Origin of the sequence: Citrobacter sp. Cf136, from assembly GCF_030333815.1 — a bacterium.
GTDB classification, from domain to species: Bacteria; Pseudomonadota; Gammaproteobacteria; order Enterobacterales; family Enterobacteriaceae; genus Citrobacter; species Citrobacter freundii.
The window spans coordinates 210079-228030 of record NZ_JAOWFE010000041.1; the positions used below are offsets into that span (position 1 = coordinate 210079).

The 17952-nt window shown below is 53.4% G+C and carries 17 protein-coding genes; 6 read left to right on the forward strand and 11 right to left on the reverse strand.

Annotated features, from left to right (window positions below; genetic code table 11):
- Positions 1 to 54: 54 nt before the first annotated feature.
- From OGV98_RS22735 to OGV98_RS23675, 10 genes are all read right to left on the reverse strand, one after another.
- Positions 55 to 621, reverse strand: a complete 567-nt coding sequence (locus OGV98_RS22735; protein ID WP_003023832.1) for an NADPH-dependent FMN reductase — start codon at positions 619 to 621, stop codon at positions 55 to 57.
- Between the two features lie 30 nt (positions 622 to 651).
- On the reverse strand, positions 652 to 1398 hold the full coding sequence (locus OGV98_RS22740; protein WP_048217017.1) for a 4'-phosphopantetheinyl transferase family protein: 747 nt from the start codon (positions 1396 to 1398) through the stop codon (positions 652 to 654).
- 166 nt (positions 1399 to 1564) lie between these two features.
- Positions 1565 to 2524: an HTH-type transcriptional regulator YidZ gene (gene yidZ, locus OGV98_RS22745; RefSeq protein WP_003023837.1), complete on the reverse strand. Its 960-nt coding sequence runs from the start codon at positions 2522 to 2524 to the stop codon at positions 1565 to 1567.
- On the reverse strand, positions 2493 to 3674 hold the full coding sequence (locus OGV98_RS22750) for an MFS transporter (protein ID WP_003844430.1): 1182 nt from the start codon (positions 3672 to 3674) through the stop codon (positions 2493 to 2495). The genes yidZ and OGV98_RS22750 overlap by 32 nt, the downstream gene beginning before the upstream one ends.
- A gap of 182 nt (positions 3675 to 3856) precedes the next feature.
- Complete coding sequence (gene mnmE, locus OGV98_RS22755) at positions 3857 to 5221, reverse strand: tRNA uridine-5-carboxymethylaminomethyl(34) synthesis GTPase MnmE (RefSeq protein WP_003840593.1); 1365 nt, start codon at positions 5219 to 5221, stop codon at positions 3857 to 3859.
- 105 nt (positions 5222 to 5326) lie between these two features.
- The gene (yidC, locus tag OGV98_RS22760; RefSeq protein WP_003023844.1) at positions 5327 to 6973 is read right to left on the reverse strand and encodes a membrane protein insertase YidC; all 1647 of its coding nucleotides are present in this window, start codon (positions 6971 to 6973) and stop codon (positions 5327 to 5329) included.
- Positions 6974 to 6975: 2 nt separating this feature from the next.
- Positions 6976 to 7233 (reverse strand): membrane protein insertion efficiency factor YidD, encoded by a 258-nt coding sequence (gene yidD / locus OGV98_RS22765; protein WP_003023846.1) that lies wholly within the window; start codon positions 7231 to 7233, stop codon positions 6976 to 6978.
- Complete coding sequence (rnpA, locus tag OGV98_RS22770; RefSeq protein ID WP_003844432.1) at positions 7197 to 7556, reverse strand: ribonuclease P protein component; 360 nt, start codon at positions 7554 to 7556, stop codon at positions 7197 to 7199. The genes yidD and rnpA overlap by 37 nt, the downstream gene beginning before the upstream one ends.
- Positions 7557 to 7573: 17 nt before the next feature.
- Positions 7574 to 7714 (reverse strand): 50S ribosomal protein L34, encoded by a 141-nt coding sequence (rpmH, locus tag OGV98_RS22775; protein WP_003023858.1) that lies wholly within the window; start codon positions 7712 to 7714, stop codon positions 7574 to 7576.
- Positions 7715 to 7942: 228 nt separating this feature from the next.
- Positions 7943 to 8098 carry a hypothetical protein gene (locus OGV98_RS23675; protein ID WP_418219453.1) on the reverse strand — a complete coding sequence of 52 codons (156 nt, stop codon included), beginning with the start codon at positions 8096 to 8098 and terminating at the stop codon, positions 7943 to 7945.
- A 222-nt stretch (positions 8099 to 8320) separates the two neighbouring features.
- Between OGV98_RS23675 and dnaA the strand changes: the two genes are divergently transcribed.
- The 5 genes from dnaA to yidA all read left to right on the forward strand — a co-directional run bounded on the left by dnaA (position 8321) and on the right by yidA (position 15503).
- Positions 8321 to 9724, forward strand: coding sequence for a chromosomal replication initiator protein DnaA (gene dnaA / locus OGV98_RS22780; protein ID WP_003023861.1), 1404 nt, complete (start codon positions 8321 to 8323; stop codon positions 9722 to 9724).
- A 4-nt stretch (positions 9725 to 9728) separates the two neighbouring features.
- On the forward strand, positions 9729 to 10829 hold the full coding sequence (gene dnaN / locus OGV98_RS22785; protein ID WP_003023863.1) for a DNA polymerase III subunit beta: 1101 nt from the start codon (positions 9729 to 9731) through the stop codon (positions 10827 to 10829).
- Between the two features lie 138 nt (positions 10830 to 10967).
- Entirely contained in the window at positions 10968 to 12041 is a 1074-nt protein-coding gene (recF, locus tag OGV98_RS22790) for a DNA replication/repair protein RecF (RefSeq protein ID WP_003844434.1), read from the forward strand.
- Positions 12042 to 12069: 28 nt separating this feature from the next.
- Positions 12070 to 14484 carry a DNA topoisomerase (ATP-hydrolyzing) subunit B gene (gyrB, locus tag OGV98_RS22795; protein WP_003844435.1) on the forward strand — a complete coding sequence of 805 codons (2415 nt, stop codon included), beginning with the start codon at positions 12070 to 12072 and terminating at the stop codon, positions 14482 to 14484.
- 206 nt (positions 14485 to 14690) lie between these two features.
- Entirely contained in the window at positions 14691 to 15503 is an 813-nt protein-coding gene (gene yidA / locus OGV98_RS22800) for a sugar-phosphatase (protein ID WP_003023871.1), read from the forward strand.
- A 22-nt stretch (positions 15504 to 15525) separates the two neighbouring features.
- Here yidA and cbrA read toward each other — a convergent pair whose 3' ends face one another.
- On the reverse strand, positions 15526 to 16626 hold the full coding sequence (gene cbrA / locus OGV98_RS22805; protein WP_202580901.1) for a colicin M resistance lipid reductase CbrA: 1101 nt from the start codon (positions 16624 to 16626) through the stop codon (positions 15526 to 15528).
- 99 nt (positions 16627 to 16725) lie between these two features.
- On the opposite strand from cbrA, the gene OGV98_RS22810 reads away from it, so the two are divergent.
- Positions 16726 to 17952, forward strand: a complete 1227-nt coding sequence (locus OGV98_RS22810) for a YidR family protein (RefSeq protein ID WP_202580902.1) — start codon at positions 16726 to 16728, stop codon at positions 17950 to 17952.

Genomic DNA, 17952 nt, shown 5'->3' on the forward strand with positions numbered 1-17952 from the left:
AATATCGGTCTGGACAACTGCCCGCCAGGCATCGTTGCTGGCGGGCTTTTTCTTTTAGGCTTTCACGCGTTGAATGTAGTCGCCAAATGCGGTCAACTGGCCGGTCAGATGGTCCAGCGTGCTTTGGTCAATCACTTCGCCCGTCTGCGGATCCACCTTGTTTTGAATGACCCCGCCCATAAATTCCGGCTTGTTCATTACCATGGCGTCGAGGAACACCAGGATTTGACGCAGATGGTACTGGCAGCGCGCGCCGCCAATGGCACCCATGGAGCTGGTCTGGATCAGCACCGGTTTGCCGGATAATGGCTGATCGGGCAGGCGAGACAGCCAGTCGATGGCGTTCTTCAGTCCGCCCGGAACAGAATAGTTATATTCAGGTGTGACGATGACGACACCGTCAGCCTTTCTGATTTGCTCAGCCAGTGCTTCTACGCTGGCCGGAAAACCTTCTTCCTGCTGGAGATCGGCATCGTACAGTGGGATATCACCAATCGACGGTAACGCGCTCACTTCCATTCCTGCGGGAGCAATCTTGGGCAGTGTACGGGCAACCATTCCATTAAACGAACCTTTGCGCAGACTTCCCAGTAACGTAACAACATTCAATGTTTCAGACATGGTGACTCCTGTTTCATCATAAAGGTTAAATCAAAGCGTATGGCTTTTCGCTGCGCATAATTGAGAGAACCGGATCAGACGACCCGTTGGCTCATTGGCGCGAGTCTGGATATCAGGCAAACTTTTCCAGTCCTGCTGACCATCAAACTCCCAAACCTTGAGTTTTTCAATGGCTGGCGAAACCGCAACCGACCACACCAGCACATCTTCCGCGTCGCAAATGGCTTCAATCTGCGCAACATGGGCACATTTCAGGCGTCCTGCGCCGGGTAAAAGCTGGAGTTCGCGCGGATCGTCATTGCATACATCGCCGGTGAGTTTGAGTACGCTCTGGCGCAATGTAATGAGCTGCGCGCGCGCTTCATTGGGGTCGTTTTGATTATTGATCCACAGGTTTTCGTTACTGGAGAAGCGCCACATTTCCGCTGAATTTGGATTGTTAAACCCGCGGGTTGCCCGCTGAAGTTCCATATCCAGGCCGCACGTTCCTTCAGTCGTTAGCACAACGCCGACGATATTCCCGGCATAAGAGATCGAAAATCCCGGTAGATTCTTATCGCGAAAAACGGGCTTACCTTTCGCCTCAGTAACAATCTCAGGCAACGTGCTGGTGCCGTAAAGCATGAACATCAGTTCGGCGAGAAGACTTCGGGAGGCCAGGAAGCGTGTTCGGCGATGAGCGGGCAGATCTCTTGCTTCGATATGGCATGGAGAAGGGAGGCGAGCTGATACCAGGTGTCCCTCCGTAAGAATCCCTCTGGCAAAATGTGTCGCCATTTTTCGCTCCGTGATTAATGGTCCGTGATTATCACCAGAGTAACATTTACACGGCTTCCGGGCAGGCTTTGCTGCCCAAAAAGTAAGCGGAAATGGGATACATTACGCGATATTTACATTTCTGTTGCCAGAATGGTCGATTTTGAAACACCAAAATGACGGATCGTCAGGATATATCGCGATAAAGCGCCTTGATCGTGTCTTTTAGCCAGACGATCTTAGGATTGTGGCTGTTGCGTTTATGCCAAAGAAGAGTAAACGGTACGCGCATTTTTTCCAGTTGCGCCGTATCAAATGGCATCGGCCGCGCAACGAGTGGAAGCTGGTGGAGTTGGTTATAACGCTGGCAATAAACCGGTGCGGTGGCAATCAGCGCGTGATCCGGCTGCGCAGCCATAAACAGCGATTGTTCAAAACCAGGCAGACATAACGCGATATTGCGTGCGCGCCCCATTTCTTGCAGGACTTCATCCAGCGCCCAGGTATCGCTTTGCTCCCAGCTAATGCTGATGTGCGGATAGCGCAGAAAGGTGTCCAGATTCCACTCTTCCTGCAGTGCGGGATGATCTTCACGTAGCCAGACGCAGGGCAGATCGGAAAACAGCACTTCATGGTCGATCGACAATGGCAACAAACTCAGCAGTTCTCGAGAACGCGGATGACTTTCGCGTCCGGTAAAGCCAATATCCACTTCACCGCGAATAATGGCATCCAGCGAATCATAGTCCCAGTTGCGTATTTTGATCGTCGCCTGAGGATAGCGCTGGTAAATCTGCCGGGAGAGCGCGTTGAACATGATCATCACCAGCGGCGTTTCGGCCACCAGATCAAACTTCAGCCCGCGCGGCGATTCATGGTGCGGCTTATCGAGCAGCTGATTGCCCATCTGCATCCATTCAGCCAGGCTCTGCTCCATGCTGACCATCAGCGGCGTCGGCGATAGCCCCAGCGGGGTGTTCACAAACAAGGGATCGTCAAACCAGGCCCGCAGCTTCGACAGCGACTTACTGACCGCCGACGGAGTGACGTTCATCCGTTTAGCGGTTTTAGTGACGCTGCGTTCCTGCATCAACAGCTGCAGGCAGAGCAATAAATTAAGATCGAGACTGCTGAGGGATTTCTTCATGAGTTGGCGCGGACCGGTTAGGTGCAACAGTGATAATCAGCATGATACTCACTATGCTACAGCCAATCAGAATCCCGATCAGCATATTCAGCGCATCAAGGCCAAGAACAGCCGCCAGCCAAATCCACAGCGAGGAACCGCAAACCTGTGCAATACCTAATGCCGAGCTGGCGACGCCCGCGCGCAGCGAGAACGGTCCCAGCGCCTGGCTCATCGCAACACCGAAACCGACCGAGAATCCGGCGCAGATTAAGGTTAACCCGAACAACGTTACCGCGTGTGAAGTAGCAAGGGTTAACACCACGCCAGCACACAGAAACAGCACCTGCGAGGTTAGCATCATAACGCGAGGCTTAAACACGCTCAGGGCGAATGGCGTAGAGAAAGAGACCGCCATACTGATGCCAGCGGTCATGGCCATGGTAGTGGCGTACTCGCCGCGGTCGAAGCCCATCACTTCCATCAGCAGCACCGGAGACGTATTCACGAAGGTCAGGATCACCGACACGCTAAGGGTAGTAATGGCCAGACGGCTTAAGAAAAAGCGGTTTACCAGTGATTCGGTAGTGTGGTTCTTTTCCATCGTCGCCATAAACGTTGCTGGGCGCGATTCTCGCAGGACAAATACCGACAGCAGGCAAACAGCCACACCCATTCCCATCATCGTGTAGAACAGGCTCTGCCACGGGTATTTGAGCATGATCAGATGCCCCATCACCGGAGCCAGCACCGGCACGATACAGGTAATACCGTTCAACAACGACAGTACCTTCGCCCGGCGACGATCGTCGAGCGTATCGCGCAGAATAGCGAAAGCCACCACATAGCAGCAGCCGGCGCCCACACCCTGAATAAAGCGGCCTACCAGGAACGGCGTACCGCTCTCGGCAAATGAACACAGCGCAGAGGCGAAAATAAAGATGAGTGCACCGACAATAGCGACTGGTTTACGTCCTGACTGGTCGGCAACTTTTCCGGCGAAAAGCATCGCCGTCGCCATTCCCGCCAGATAAACCGAAAACGCGATATGCAGTTGCGCCTCGCTGGCCTGTAGATCGGCCGCAATACGGGGCAGCCCCACCAGATACATATCAATACCGGCAGGATAAAGAAGAACCAGGGCGAAACTGCAGATTAGAAAGCGTGTCATAGCGACCTCATGAGAAATGTGGCGCTAAGCATACGGTCAGAGAGTCAACTGCACGAGTTGCCATTTGGACAACAGTGATTTCCGCATGGGAAATTGTTGTTGCCGGATGGCGGTGTAAACGCCTTATCCGGCCTATAGGGCCTGTAGGCCCGGCAAGCATCGCGCCACCGGGCAACACAACGTTACTTACCAATACAGAAACTGGAGAAAATTCGTCCCAGCAGATCGTCGGAGGTAAATTCCCCGGTGATCTCACTGAGGTTCTGCTGCGCCAGACGTAGCTCCTCTGCCAGCAATTCTCCGGCCCATGCGCCGAGAAGTTGGGCTTTACCCTGCTCAAGATGCTCCGCCGCTTCTGCCAGTGCCTGCAGATGACGACGACGCGCCAGGAAGCCACCTTCCATATTGGTTTCAAAGCCCATGCTCTGTTTGAGATGGTTACGCAGTACGTCAACACCTTCACCGGTACGTGCGGAGAGACGAACCAGTGAGTGGCCATTTACTTCGCTAAGGCCCAGCGTCTCACCGGTAATATCCGCTTTGTTACGCACCACGGTAATCGGCAGTTTGGCTGGCAGACGGGCAATAAAGTCTGGCCAGATGTCAGCTGGGTCCACGGCGTCGGTGGTGGTGCCATCCACCATAAACAGCACACGGTCGGCTTGTTCGATTTCCTGCCAGGCACGTTCGATACCAATGCGTTCAACTTCATCGCTGGCATCGCGCAAACCGGCAGTATCGATGATGTGCAGCGGCATACCGTCGATATGAATATGCTCACGCAGTACGTCGCGAGTCGTCCCCGCAATGTCGGTCACAATAGCCGCCTCACGGCCTGCCAGCGCGTTCAGCAGGCTCGATTTCCCGGCGTTAGGGCGACCGGCAATGACTACCTTCATCCCTTCGCGCAGCAGGCTACCCTGACGCGCTTCGGCACGTACGGCATCAAGATCGCTGATAACGTTATTGAGCTGCGCTTCAATCTTGCCGTCAGACAGGAAGTCGATTTCTTCATCCGGGAAGTCGATCGCCGCTTCGACATAGATGCGCAGGTGAGTGAGTGCTTCCACAAGATGATTTACCCGTGCGGAAAATGCGCCCTGCAACGAGTTCAGCGCTGAGCGAGCGGCTTGCTCCGAGCTGGCATCGATCAGGTCGGCAATCGCCTCTGCCTGGGCTAAATCGAGCTTATCATTGAGAAACGCGCGCTCGGAGAATTCACCGGGTCTGGCAATGCGCAGCCCGGGAATCGTCAAAATACGTTTGAGCAGCAGGTCAAGAATCACCGGACCTCCGTGGCCCTGAAGCTCTAAAACGTCTTCGCCGGTAAAGGAGTTCGGGCCGGGGAACCACAGGGCAATCCCCTGATCCAGCGTGCTGCCATCCGCGTCTTTAAACGGCAGATAATCGGCGTAACGCGGTTTGGGTAGTTTCCCCAGTACGGTTTCTGCGACCTCACGCGCCTTCAGGCCGGAGATACGCAGGATACCCACGCCACCACGTCCCGGTGGGGTGGCCTGAGCGACGATGGTGTCGTTATGGCTCATGGTTTGTCTCTTCTTAATGCAATAAAAAAGGCGGTCTAATGACCGCCCTTTACTTTATGTTCCGTTTGCCGGATGGCGGCTTCGCCTAATCCGGCCTACACCGAATCAGGAGTTTTTCTTCTCGCGGCTATGCAGGCCACGCTTCTCCAGACCACGGTAAATCAGCTGCTGCTGAATAATGGTTACCAGGTTGCTGACGATATAGTACAGCACCAGACCTGACGGGAACCACAGGAAGAACACGGTGAAGATGACCGGCATAAAGGTCATGATCTTCTGCTGCATCGGGTCGGTTACAGTGGTCGGAGACATCTTCTGAATGAAGAACATCGTCACGCCCATCAGAATCGGCAGAATGTAGTACGGGTCCTGTGCAGACAGGTCATGGATCCACAGAGCGAACGGCGCATGACGCAGTTCAATGGAGCCCATCAGCATGTAGTACAACGCCAGGAAGATTGGCATCTGGATGATCAGCGGGAAGCAGCCGCCCAGCGGGTTAACCTTCTCAGCTTTGTACAGGGCCATCATTTCCTGGCTCTGACGCTGTTTGTCATCGCCCAGACGCTCACGCATTGCCTGAATCTTCGGCTGCAGCATACGCATCTTCGCCATGGAGGTGTACTGCGCTTTGGTCAGCGGGTACATGATGCCACGAACGATAAAGGTGATAACGATGATGGAGAAGCCCCAGTTACCCAGGAAGCTATGGATCCACTTCAGCAGTTTAAACAGCGGCTGAGAAATGAACCACAACCAGCCGTAATCCACGGTCAGATCCAGGTGCGGTGCAACGGCCGCCATTTTATCCTGAATTTCCGGGCCGACCCACAGGGTACTGGTCATCGCACCAGTCTGGCCAGGCTGTACCAGTACCGGCTGTGACTTATAGCCGATAGCGGCAATGCCGTTACCCAGGTTAGCGGTATAGAAGTTGTTGGTGCCGTCGTTACGCGGAACCCATGCCGTTGCGAAATACTGTTGCAGCATTGCGACCCAGCCGTCTTTAGCATTGACGTTCAGGTTTTCGTTTTCAGCAATGGTGTCGAATTTGTATTTCTCATACTTCTCATCCGGCGTGGAGTACGCCGCGCCGCGGAAGGTGTGCAGCGCAAAGTTGCTGCTTCCGGTATCGCGATGAGATGGCAGATTGATGGATTGCTTCAGCTGACCAAAGGTGGAGACTTCCAGCGGTTTTTCGCCGGCGTTCTGCACGCTGTAGTTAACGTTGACAGCATATTCACCACGCTTGAGTACAAACGTTTTAGTGAATGTGTTACCCGCTGCGTCAGTATAGGTCATCGGGATCTGCAGTTCGTTCTGACCGTCAGCCAGTACAAACGCGTCTTTTTCGACGTTGTACAGCGGACGCGGGCCGTTAGCCGGGTTATCCGGGCCGTCACGACCTGTCAGGCCACTCTGTGCCTGGTAGATGAACTGTGGCGTGGTTTCCAGTAACTGGAACGGTTCGGTAGAACCGAGTTCTTTCGGGTAAGCTGGCAGTGAAGCCTGTTCCACATCACCACCACGGGTGTTGATGGTCAGATCAAGCACGTCAGTTTTAACCGTAATCAGTTTCCCCTGGCCACTGGCCGGTACGCCCTGGTCTGCGGCGCTACCCGCTGCGGTGGTCGTTGTCTGCGTGGTCTGTTGGGCCTGAGGTTGCGGGTTTTTATCCTGCTCCCAGGCTTGCCAGATCATGAAAGACACGAACAGCAAAGCGATGACTAAAAGATTGCGTTGCGAATCCATCGTTAGTGTTCTCTGGTATCAAATGGTCCGGGCGGGACGGGATCGTCACCACCAGGGTGTAAAGGGTGGCATTTTAATACGCGTTTCACCGTCAACCAACTGCCTTTTATCACTCCAAACCTGCGCAATGCCTCAATTCCGTAGCTCGAACAGGTTGGAGTGAAACGGCAATGCGGCCCAAGCAGCGGACTGATCAGGCGTTGATAGACCCGAATGAGGGCTATCAGGACCCGCGAGCCAGGCGACAATGGCGACGCCATAATTTTTCCAACGCTTCCGAGAGAGCACGGTTATCGAGGTCAGCAACCCCTTTTTTCGCCACCACCACGAAATCCATTGCTGGAAGCTCGTGCTGACGTAAACGGAAGCTTTCACGCGTCAGACGTTTAATCCGATTGCGTTCATGCGCACGTTTAACATTTTTCTTGGCGACGGTAAGACCGATACGGGGATGCCCCAGCGAATTCAGGCGGCCGAGGATGGTGATTTGCGGCGTGCCAGCCCGTTGTGGCTGCTGGAAGACGAATGTGAAATGAGTGGGAGTTAACAAACGTAACTCCCTGGGAAATGCGAGCTTAACCACTCAGGGGCTAGCTTTTATTACTTAGAAACGGTCAGACGAGAACGGCCTTTAGCACGACGACGTGCCAGAACCTGACGACCATTTTTATTAGCCATACGAGCACGGAAGCCGTGAGAACGGTTGCGCTTCAGTACAGACGGTTGAAAAGTGCGTTTCATGGCGATTTCTACCTAAACTTGAATAAATTCACTGACTTTTGCGTATACCCGAACGAATTTCGAACGACCTACGCCACAGTGTGGGTGATTAAAGAGGCCGGATTGTAATAATTGTACACTCCGGAGTCAATTCTCTTTCCTTATTTCCCGCTTTTTTCCGCATGGTTTCGCGTAAAAAACAGGCAGCGTTGACGCCGTAAGGCGACCGTTACTCGCTGGGGGTAAGAATTATACGGGCTGGTGGATAAAGCGCAAGGATCGCTCGGGATCTTTATTAGATCGTTTAAGCAGTAAAGCATCTTTACTCATTAATTTTTTCAATATGCGCGCTAAAACCTGCAGCACTTCTCCAGGATCGTTTACACTTAGCCGATTCTGGATCATCCTGTGGATAAATCGGGAAGAATCTGTGAGAAACAGAAGATCTCTTTCTCAGTTTACGCTATGATCCGCGGTCCTGATCGTTTCAATGGATCCTGATCGGGTAAAAATTGCAGATAGCAATTCGCACGTCACCCTTTGCATAGGGTCTTGTCGGTGTGCGTCAACAATCATGAATGTTTCAGCCTTTGTCATTTATCGACTTTTGTTCGAGTGGAGTCCGCCGTGTCACTTTCGCTTTGGCAGCAGTGTCTTGCCCGATTGCAGGATGAGTTACCAGCCACAGAGTTCAGTATGTGGATACGCCCGTTGCAGGCGGAACTGAGCGATAACACGCTGGCTTTGTACGCGCCAAACCGTTTCGTGCTCGATTGGGTAAGGGATAAATACCTTAATAATATTAATGGATTACTCAATAATTTCTGTGGAGCGGATGCCCCACAGCTGCGCTTTGAAGTCGGTACTAAACCCGTCACGCAAACGCTGAAAACGCCGGTCAACAACGTTGTTGCGCCCGCCCACGTGACTCAGCAAGTGCAACCACAACGTGCTGCTCCGGCGGCGCGTCCAGGCTGGGATAACGTCCCGGCTCCGGCAGAACCTACCTATCGTTCTAACGTCAACGTCAAACACACGTTTGATAACTTCGTTGAAGGTAAATCTAACCAACTGGCGCGCGCGGCGGCACGTCAGGTGGCGGACAATCCTGGCGGCGCCTACAATCCGTTATTCCTTTATGGCGGTACGGGCCTGGGTAAAACTCACCTGCTGCACGCTGTCGGTAACGGCATTATGGCGCGTAAGCCAAACGCCAAAGTGGTGTATATGCACTCCGAGCGTTTTGTGCAGGACATGGTCAAAGCCCTGCAAAACAACGCGATCGAAGAGTTTAAACGTTACTACCGTTCCGTTGACGCGCTGCTGATTGACGATATCCAATTCTTCGCGAATAAAGAGCGATCGCAGGAAGAGTTTTTCCACACCTTTAATGCCCTGCTGGAAGGCAATCAGCAGATCATCCTGACCTCGGATCGCTATCCGAAGGAGATCAACGGCGTTGAAGATCGTCTGAAATCCCGTTTTGGCTGGGGACTGACTGTCGCGATCGAACCGCCTGAACTGGAAACGCGTGTTGCGATCCTGATGAAAAAAGCCGACGAAAACGACATTCGTCTGCCGGGTGAAGTAGCGTTCTTTATTGCCAAGCGTCTACGCTCTAACGTACGTGAGCTGGAAGGCGCACTGAACCGCGTGATCGCCAACGCCAATTTTACCGGCCGGGCGATTACTATCGATTTCGTGCGTGAAGCGCTGCGCGATCTGCTGGCTTTGCAGGAAAAGCTGGTCACCATCGACAATATCCAGAAGACGGTGGCGGAGTATTACAAAATCAAAATTGCGGATCTGCTTTCTAAGCGTCGATCTCGCTCGGTAGCTCGTCCGCGCCAGATGGCGATGGCGCTGGCAAAAGAGCTCACTAACCACAGTCTGCCGGAAATTGGCGACGCGTTTGGTGGGCGTGACCATACTACCGTGCTTCATGCCTGCCGCAAGATTGAGCAGTTGCGTGAAGAAAGCCATGATATTAAAGAAGATTTCTCCAATTTAATCAGAACATTATCTTCGTGACGCTATGAAATTTACCGTTGAACGTGAACATTTATTAAAACCGCTTCAGCAGGTCAGCGGCCCGCTGGGTGGACGTCCTACACTGCCGATCCTCGGAAACCTGCTGCTGCAGGTTGCTGACGGCACCCTTTCGCTTACCGGTACCGATCTCGAAATGGAGATGGTGGCGCGCGTGGCGCTGATCCAGCCTCATGAACCTGGTGCGACCACCGTTCCGGCGCGTAAATTCTTCGATATTTGCCGTGGATTACCAGAAGGGGCGGAAATTGCCGTTCAACTGGAAGGCGACCGTATGCTGGTGCGTTCTGGCCGCAGCCGTTTCTCGCTGTCTACGCTGCCTGCCGCCGACTTCCCGAATCTGGACGACTGGCAGAGCGAAGTCGAATTCACCCTGCCACAGGCGACAATGAAGCGCCTGATTGAAGCCACGCAGTTTTCGATGGCGCATCAGGACGTGCGTTACTACTTAAACGGCATGCTGTTTGAAACCGAAGGGGAAGAGTTGCGTACCGTGGCGACCGACGGTCACCGCCTGGCGGTCTGTTCAATGCCTGTCGGTCAGCCGTTGCCTAGCCATTCGGTGATCGTACCGCGTAAAGGTGTGATTGAACTGATGCGTATGCTCGACGGCGGCGATAACCCGCTGCGCGTGCAGATTGGCAGCAACAATATTCGTGCGCACGTTGGTGACTTCATCTTTACTTCCAAGCTGGTTGACGGTCGTTTCCCGGATTATCGCCGCGTATTGCCGAAGAATCCGGACAAACATTTGGAAGCCGGTTGCGATATCCTCAAACAGGCGTTTGCGCGTGCGGCGATTCTCTCCAACGAGAAATTCCGTGGCGTGCGTCTGTATGTCAGCGAAAACCAGCTCAAAATCACTGCCAACAACCCGGAGCAGGAAGAAGCAGAAGAAATTCTGGATGTTTCCTATCCTGGTACTGAACTGGAAATCGGCTTTAACGTTAGCTACGTGCTTGACGTTCTTAACGCGCTGAAGTGCGAGAACGTACGTATTCTGCTGACCGATTCCGTATCGAGCGTACAGATTGAAGATGCAGCGTCACAATCTGCAGCCTATGTCGTCATGCCTATGCGCTTGTAAAGAATATCGGGCTATCTTACTTGTTATTCTGGCTCCGGGCAGTGCTCGCAATCCTCACGTACTTCAGTACGCTCCGGTTGCTGTGCGCTGGCCGTAACCAGACTAACTGCGACGATAACGCCCTGGTTATGAGTTGATATGTCGCTATCCCGACTCCTGATTAAAGATTTCCGCAATATTGAAAATGCGGATCTCGCTTTATCTCCCGGCTTTAACTTTCTGGTTGGCGCTAACGGCAGCGGCAAAACCAGCGTGCTGGAAGCCATCTATACGCTCGGCCATGGTCGGGCGTTTCGCAGTTTGCAGATTGGCCGCGTGATTCGCCACGAGCAGGAGTCGTTTGTTTTACACGGGCGTTTGCAGGGTGAAGAACGTGAGACGTCGATTGGCCTGACGAAAGACAAACTGGGTGACAGCAAAGTGCGCATTGACGGCACTGACGGGCACAAGGTCGCGGAACTGGCGCACCTGATGCCGATGCAGTTGATCACGCCTGAGGGGTTTACTTTACTCAATGGCGGCCCCAAATACAGAAGAGCATTCCTTGACTGGGGATGCTTTCACAATGAAGCCGGATTTTTCACCGCCTGGAGCAACCTGAAGCGACTGCTCAAGCAGCGCAATGCAGCGCTGCGCCAGGTGAGTCGTTATGAGCAACTGCGCCCGTGGGATAAAGAACTGATCCCACTGGCGGAACAAATCAGCACCTGGCGCGCGGAGTACAGCGCTGGTATCGCGCAGGATATGGCGGATACCTGCCAGCAGTTTCTTCCCGAGTTTTCTCTCTCCTTCTCTTTCCAGCGCGGCTGGGAGAAAGAGACAGATTACGCCGAAGTGCTGGAACGTAGTTTTGAACGCGATCGCATGTTGACCTACACCGCGCACGGTCCGCATAAGGCGGATTTCCGCATTCGCGCCGACGGTGCGCCGGTGGAAGATACGTTGTCGCGTGGGCAGCTAAAGCTGCTGATGTGCGCCTTACGTCTGGCGCAAGGGGAGTTCCTTACCCGTGAAAGCGGGCGGCGCTGCCTGTACCTGATAGATGATTTTGCCTCTGAACTGGATGACGCGCGTCGCGGACTGCTGGCCAGCCGCTTAAAAGCCACGCAATCTCAGGTCTTTGTCAGCGCAATCAGCGCTGAACACGTTATAGACATGTCCGATGAAAATTCGAAGATGTTTACCGTGGAAAAGGGTAAAATAACGGATTAACCCAAGATAAAATGAGCGAGAAACGTTGATGTCGAATTCTTATGACTCCTCCAGTATCAAAGTCCTGAAAGGACTGGATGCGGTGCGTAAGCGCCCGGGTATGTATATCGGCGACACGGATGACGGCACCGGTCTGCACCACATGGTATTCGAGGTGGTAGATAACGCTATCGACGAAGCGCTCGCGGGTCACTGTAAAGATATCGTGGTAACGATTCACGCTGACAACTCCGTGTCCGTTACCGATGATGGCCGTGGTATCCCAACCGGTATTCACCCGGAAGAGGGCGTTTCGGCAGCGGAAGTTATCATGACCGTTTTGCACGCAGGCGGTAAATTCGATGATAACTCCTATAAAGTTTCCGGCGGTCTGCACGGTGTGGGGGTTTCCGTCGTTAACGCCCTGTCACAGAAGCTGGAACTGGTGATTCGTCGTGAAGGCAAAGTGCATCAGCAAACTTACGTGCACGGTGTGCCGCAGGCGCCGCTGGCAGTAACTGGCGAAACAGAAATGACGGGGACTCAGGTCCGTTTCTGGCCAAGCCACGAAACCTTTACCAACGTCGTTGAGTTCGAATACGACATTCTGGCGAAGCGTCTGCGTGAGCTGTCATTCCTGAACTCCGGCGTCTCTATTCGTCTGCGCGACAAGCGCGACGGCAAAGAAGACCATTTCCACTACGAAGGTGGCATCAAGGCGTTTGTTGAATACCTCAACAAAAACAAAACGCCGATCCACCCGAATATCTTCTACTTCTCCACCGAAAAAGACGGTATCGGCGTTGAAGTTGCGCTGCAGTGGAACGATGGTTTCCAGGAAAACATCTACTGCTTCACCAACAACATTCCGCAGCGTGACGGCGGTACTCACCTTGCAGGCTTCCGTGCGGCGATGACCCGTACCCTGAACGCCTACATGGACAAAGAAGGCTACAGCAAAAAAGCCAAAGTCAGTGCCACCGGTGACGATGCCCGTGAAGGCCTGATTGCCGTTGTTTCCGTGAAGGTACCGGATCCGAAGTTCTCCTCACAGACCAAAGACAAGCTGGTCTCCTCTGAGGTGAAATCGGCGGTAGAACAGCAGATGAACGAACTGCTGAGCGAATACCTGCTGGAAAACCCGTCTGACGCGAAAATCGTTGTCGGCAAAATTATTGATGCTGCGCGTGCCCGTGAAGCTGCACGTCGCGCGCGTGAAATGACCCGTCGTAAAGGCGCGCTGGACTTAGCGGGTCTGCCGGGCAAACTGGCGGACTGTCAGGAACGCGACCCGGCTCACTCTGAACTGTACCTGGTGGAAGGGGACTCAGCGGGCGGCTCTGCGAAGCAGGGACGTAACCGTAAGAACCAGGCGATTCTGCCGCTGAAGGGTAAAATTCTTAACGTTGAGAAGGCGCGTTTCGACAAGATGCTCTCTTCTCAGGAAGTGGCGACGCTGATCACCGCGCTGGGCTGCGGCATCGGTCGCGACGAGTACAACCCGGACAAACTGCGTTATCACAGCATCATCATCATGACCGATGCGGACGTCGACGGCTCGCACATCCGTACGCTGCTGTTGACCTTCTTCTATCGTCAGATGCCGGAAATCGTTGAGCGCGGCCACGTTTACATTGCACAGCCGCCGCTGTACAAAGTGAAGAAAGGCAAGCAGGAACAGTACATCAAAGACGATGAAGCGATGGATCAGTACCAGATCTCTATCGCCCTTGATGGCGCCACGCTGCACACCAACGCCAGCGCACCAGCCCTGGCGGGTGAAGCGTTAGAAAAACTGGTTTCTGAATACAACGCGACGCAGAAAATGATTGGCCGTATGGAACGTCGTTTCCCGAAAGCGCTGCTGAAAGAACTGGTTTATCAGCCGACGCTGGCTGAAGCCGATCTGGCTGATGAAGCGAAAGTCACTGCCTGGGTGTCCCAGCTGGTTAACGTACTGAATGAAAACGAAGTTCACGGCAGCACCTGGAACAGCTTTGTGCGTAAAGACGCTGAACTGAACCTGTTCGAGCCGGTGATCCGCGTGCGTACCCACGGCGTTGATACCGATTATCCGCTGGAGCATGAATTTGTGACCGGTGGCGAATATCGTCGTATTTGTACGCTCGGCGAGAAGCTGCGTGGACTGATCGAGGACGATGCGTTTATCGAACGTGGCGAACGTCGCCAGCCGGTTGCCAGCTTCGAGCAGGCGCTGGAATGGCTGCAGAAAGAGTCTCGTCGCGGCCTCGCTATCCAGCGTTATAAAGGTCTGGGCGAGATGAACCCGGAACAGCTGTGGGAAACCACCATGGATCCGGAAAGCCGTCGTATGCTGCGCGTTACCGTGAAGGATGCGATTGCTGCCGACCAGCTATTCACCACGCTGATGGGTGATGCCGTTGAACCGCGTCGCGCGTTTATCGAAGAGAACGCCCTGAAAGCGGCGAACATCGATATCTAACATGTATCTCAGGCCTGCTCCTGTAGGCCTGATAAGCGAAGCGTCATCAGGCAGTTCGTTTACGTTTGCCGGCTCAGGCCTTATCCGGCCTACCATCGATTGTCAAAAGGGGAATCTCGATTCCCCTTTCTATCCCCCTTTTCGTAGCTGTTTTTTGAGCGGAATCGCGTTAGCATGAGGACGGACTCATTTAATCCGGGGAACTCATGGCTATCAAACTTATTGCTATCGACATGGATGGCACACTTCTGCTGCCCGATCACACCATTTCACCTGCGGTCAAAACGGCGATTGCCGCAGCGCGCGCGCGTGGCGTGAATGTGGTGCTGACCACGGGACGCCCGTATGCCGGCGTTCACAGCTATCTGAAAGAACTACATATGGAACAGCCCGGTGACTACTGCATTACCTACAACGGTGCGCTGGTGCAGAAAGCTGGAGATGGCAGTACCGTAGCGCAAACTGCGTTAAGCTATGACGATTATCGCTACCTGGAGCAGCTTTCCCGGGAAGTTGGCTCACATTTCCACGCCCTCGATCGCAACACGTTGTATACCGCGAACCGTGATATCAGCTACTACACGGTGCACGAATCGTTTGTCGCGACCATCCCGCTGGTGTTCTGTGAAGCCGAGAAAATGGATCCAGCAACCCAGTTCCTGAAAGTGATGATGATTGATGAACCGGAGATCCTCGATAAAGCCATCTCGCGCATCCCAGCAGAAGTAAAAGAGAAGTACACCGTATTGAAAAGTGCGCCGTATTTCCTCGAAATCCTCGATAAACGCGTCAATAAAGGGACGGGCGTAAAATCGCTGGCCGATGCGTTAGGTATTAAAGCCGAAGAGGTGATGGCGATAGGCGATCAGGAAAACGACATCGCGATGATTGAATACGCAGGCGTGGGCGTTGCCATGGACAACGCTATTCCATCAGTCAAAGAAATCGCCAACTTCGTGACCAAATCCAACCTCGAAGATGGCGTCGCGTATGCCATTGAGAAATTTGCGCTGAATTAAGAAATTATGGGCAAGTGCCTTGTTACATTTGCCCTGTTTCAGCCATGATTTGTGGTGCTGAATGGTCTCCCTGGGGAATATGCGCCACGCCGCTGCGCATTATCCATTTCCGCGAAAATGCTGATGTGAGTGCCCGGCTTTTAAGGATTTTGCCATACAGTTTGAGACGTAACCTGTGGGTGGCTTTACGGTAAGCGTGATTCATATCTGGCGTATCCCGCAGCAGTACCGATTTGAGGATCTCCGCGCTGTCCAGCGCATAGCTAATCCCTTCCAGCGAGCTGGCGCTAATAAAACCGGCCGCTTCGCCAATCAAAAACGCATTGTCTTCACCGCAGACGAAATCCTTCCAGCGTGAGGGGAACAGCACCGTACATTTTTCACTTTTCACCGGTTTGCCGAACTGGAAATGGAACGCTTTCAGCTTCTCCTTCAGCGCGTCAAAGCGTGCCTGTCCGTCCTTCATGGGGTAGGCGCCACCAAAGATAAAATAGCCATCTTTGCTGATACTCCATGAATAACAGTCAGTTGCATCATTATCAAAAATACAGGAATAGAACGGCACAGGATGTTTCTCCGCAAACCATTGTTGAATAGCGACATATTTACGGATTTGGTGCTGGGGATAGAGATGACGGCGCACCAGTGAATTCGCACCGTCTGCCCCCACCAGATAACGCGTGGTGATCTGCTGCTCCCAACCGTCGGCGCGGAAAATAACATGCCATTTATCGCCCTCGCGCCAGATTTTCCGACACAGGCTGTCGTGGTACACCTGCACATCATCAGGGATGAGAGATTTAAGCCATAAATCAAAAGCATGGCGGTTGATATTAATGTAGCTGCGCTGGTAGTTACGCGTCAAAGAAGCGGCAACATCAACCGTTTTAACGCTAAAAATCTGCGGGTTGGCGATGACATCAACGGGTAAGGTTATACCATCGCGGATAAACGAACGCTGGGCGTCCGGGGCCAGCAGACCGCCGCAGGGTTTAGTGAAACCTTCGTTGCCGCACTGGCGTTTTTTATCCAACGCAATCACGCGCATTTTTCCGCTCAACTGCCGCGCCAGCGCTGCGCCTGCCGGACCTAATCCGATAATCGCCACGTCAAAATGTTCCATCTTTCTGTCCGCAAAAATGAAGATGGCGATACGCTAAAGCCTGAAAGTGAAGTGCTTGTGAAGTATGATTGCTTTAATCGTCTTGTATCAGGGCATCCCATGAAGCAAATCACCTTTACGCCGCGTAATCATCAGCTTACCAATATTAACACCTGGACACCGGACAGCCAGTGGCTGGTCTTTGATGTGCGTCCTTCTGGCGCCGCCTTTACCGGTGAAACAATTGAGCGCGTCAATATCCATACTGGCGAACTGGAGGTGATTTACCGGGCTACTCAGGGAGCGCACGTTGGCGTGGTGACCGTTCATCCAAAGTCGGAAAAATATGTATTCATTCATGGGCCTGAAAATCCTGATGAAACATGGCATTACGACTTCCATCATCGTCGTGGGGTGATTGTTACGCAGGCTGGGGTGGAGAATCTGGATGCGATGGATATTACCGCGCCGTACACGCCAGGCGCGCTGCGTGGCGGGAGTCATGTGCATGTCTTTAGCCCAAACGGTGAGTTTGTCAGTTTCACCTATAACGACCATGTTTTGCATGAGCGCTCGGCGGCGCTGGATTTACGCAACGTCGGCGTAGCTGCACCGTATGGGCCGGTGAAGGTCTCCGCGCAGCATCCGCGTGAATACAGTGGCAGCCATTGGTGCGTACTGGTGAGCCAGACGACACCAACGCCAAAACCGGGTAGCGATGAGATTAACCGTGCCTATGAAGAGGGCTGGGTAGGAGAAAACAGGCTGGCGTTTATCGGCGATACGTTGTCAGTGAATGGCGAAAAAGTACCGGAATTGTTTATTGTCGATTTGCCACTGGATGAAAGTGGCTGGAAACAGCCGGGGGACGCGCCTCTGGAGGGGACTGACATGACCATGCCTGCGCCGCCATCCGGTATTTGCCAACGTCGCCTGACGTTTACCCATGAGCGCGCCTTCCCGGGGCTGGTGAATCAACCTCGCCATTGGGTACGCAGTAATCCAAAGGCGTCTGAGATTGCGTTTTTAATGCGTGATGACAGCGGTATTGTGCAGCTATGGCTGATTTCCCCACAGGGGGGTGCACCGCGTCAGCTTACCCAATGCACTACGAATATTCAGTCAGCCTTTAACTGGCACCCATCGGGGAAATGGCTGGGATTTGTACTGGAGAACAGAATTGCTTGTTGTGATGTTCAAACGGGCAAGATTGATTTTTTAACGGAACGTCATGGTAACCCGCCGTCGGCCGATGCGATCGTCTTCTCCCCTGATGGTCGACAGGTTGCGTGGATGGAAGACGTCGAGGGTTTCCGCCAGCTGTGGGTGACTGAAACCGGGCGTTAA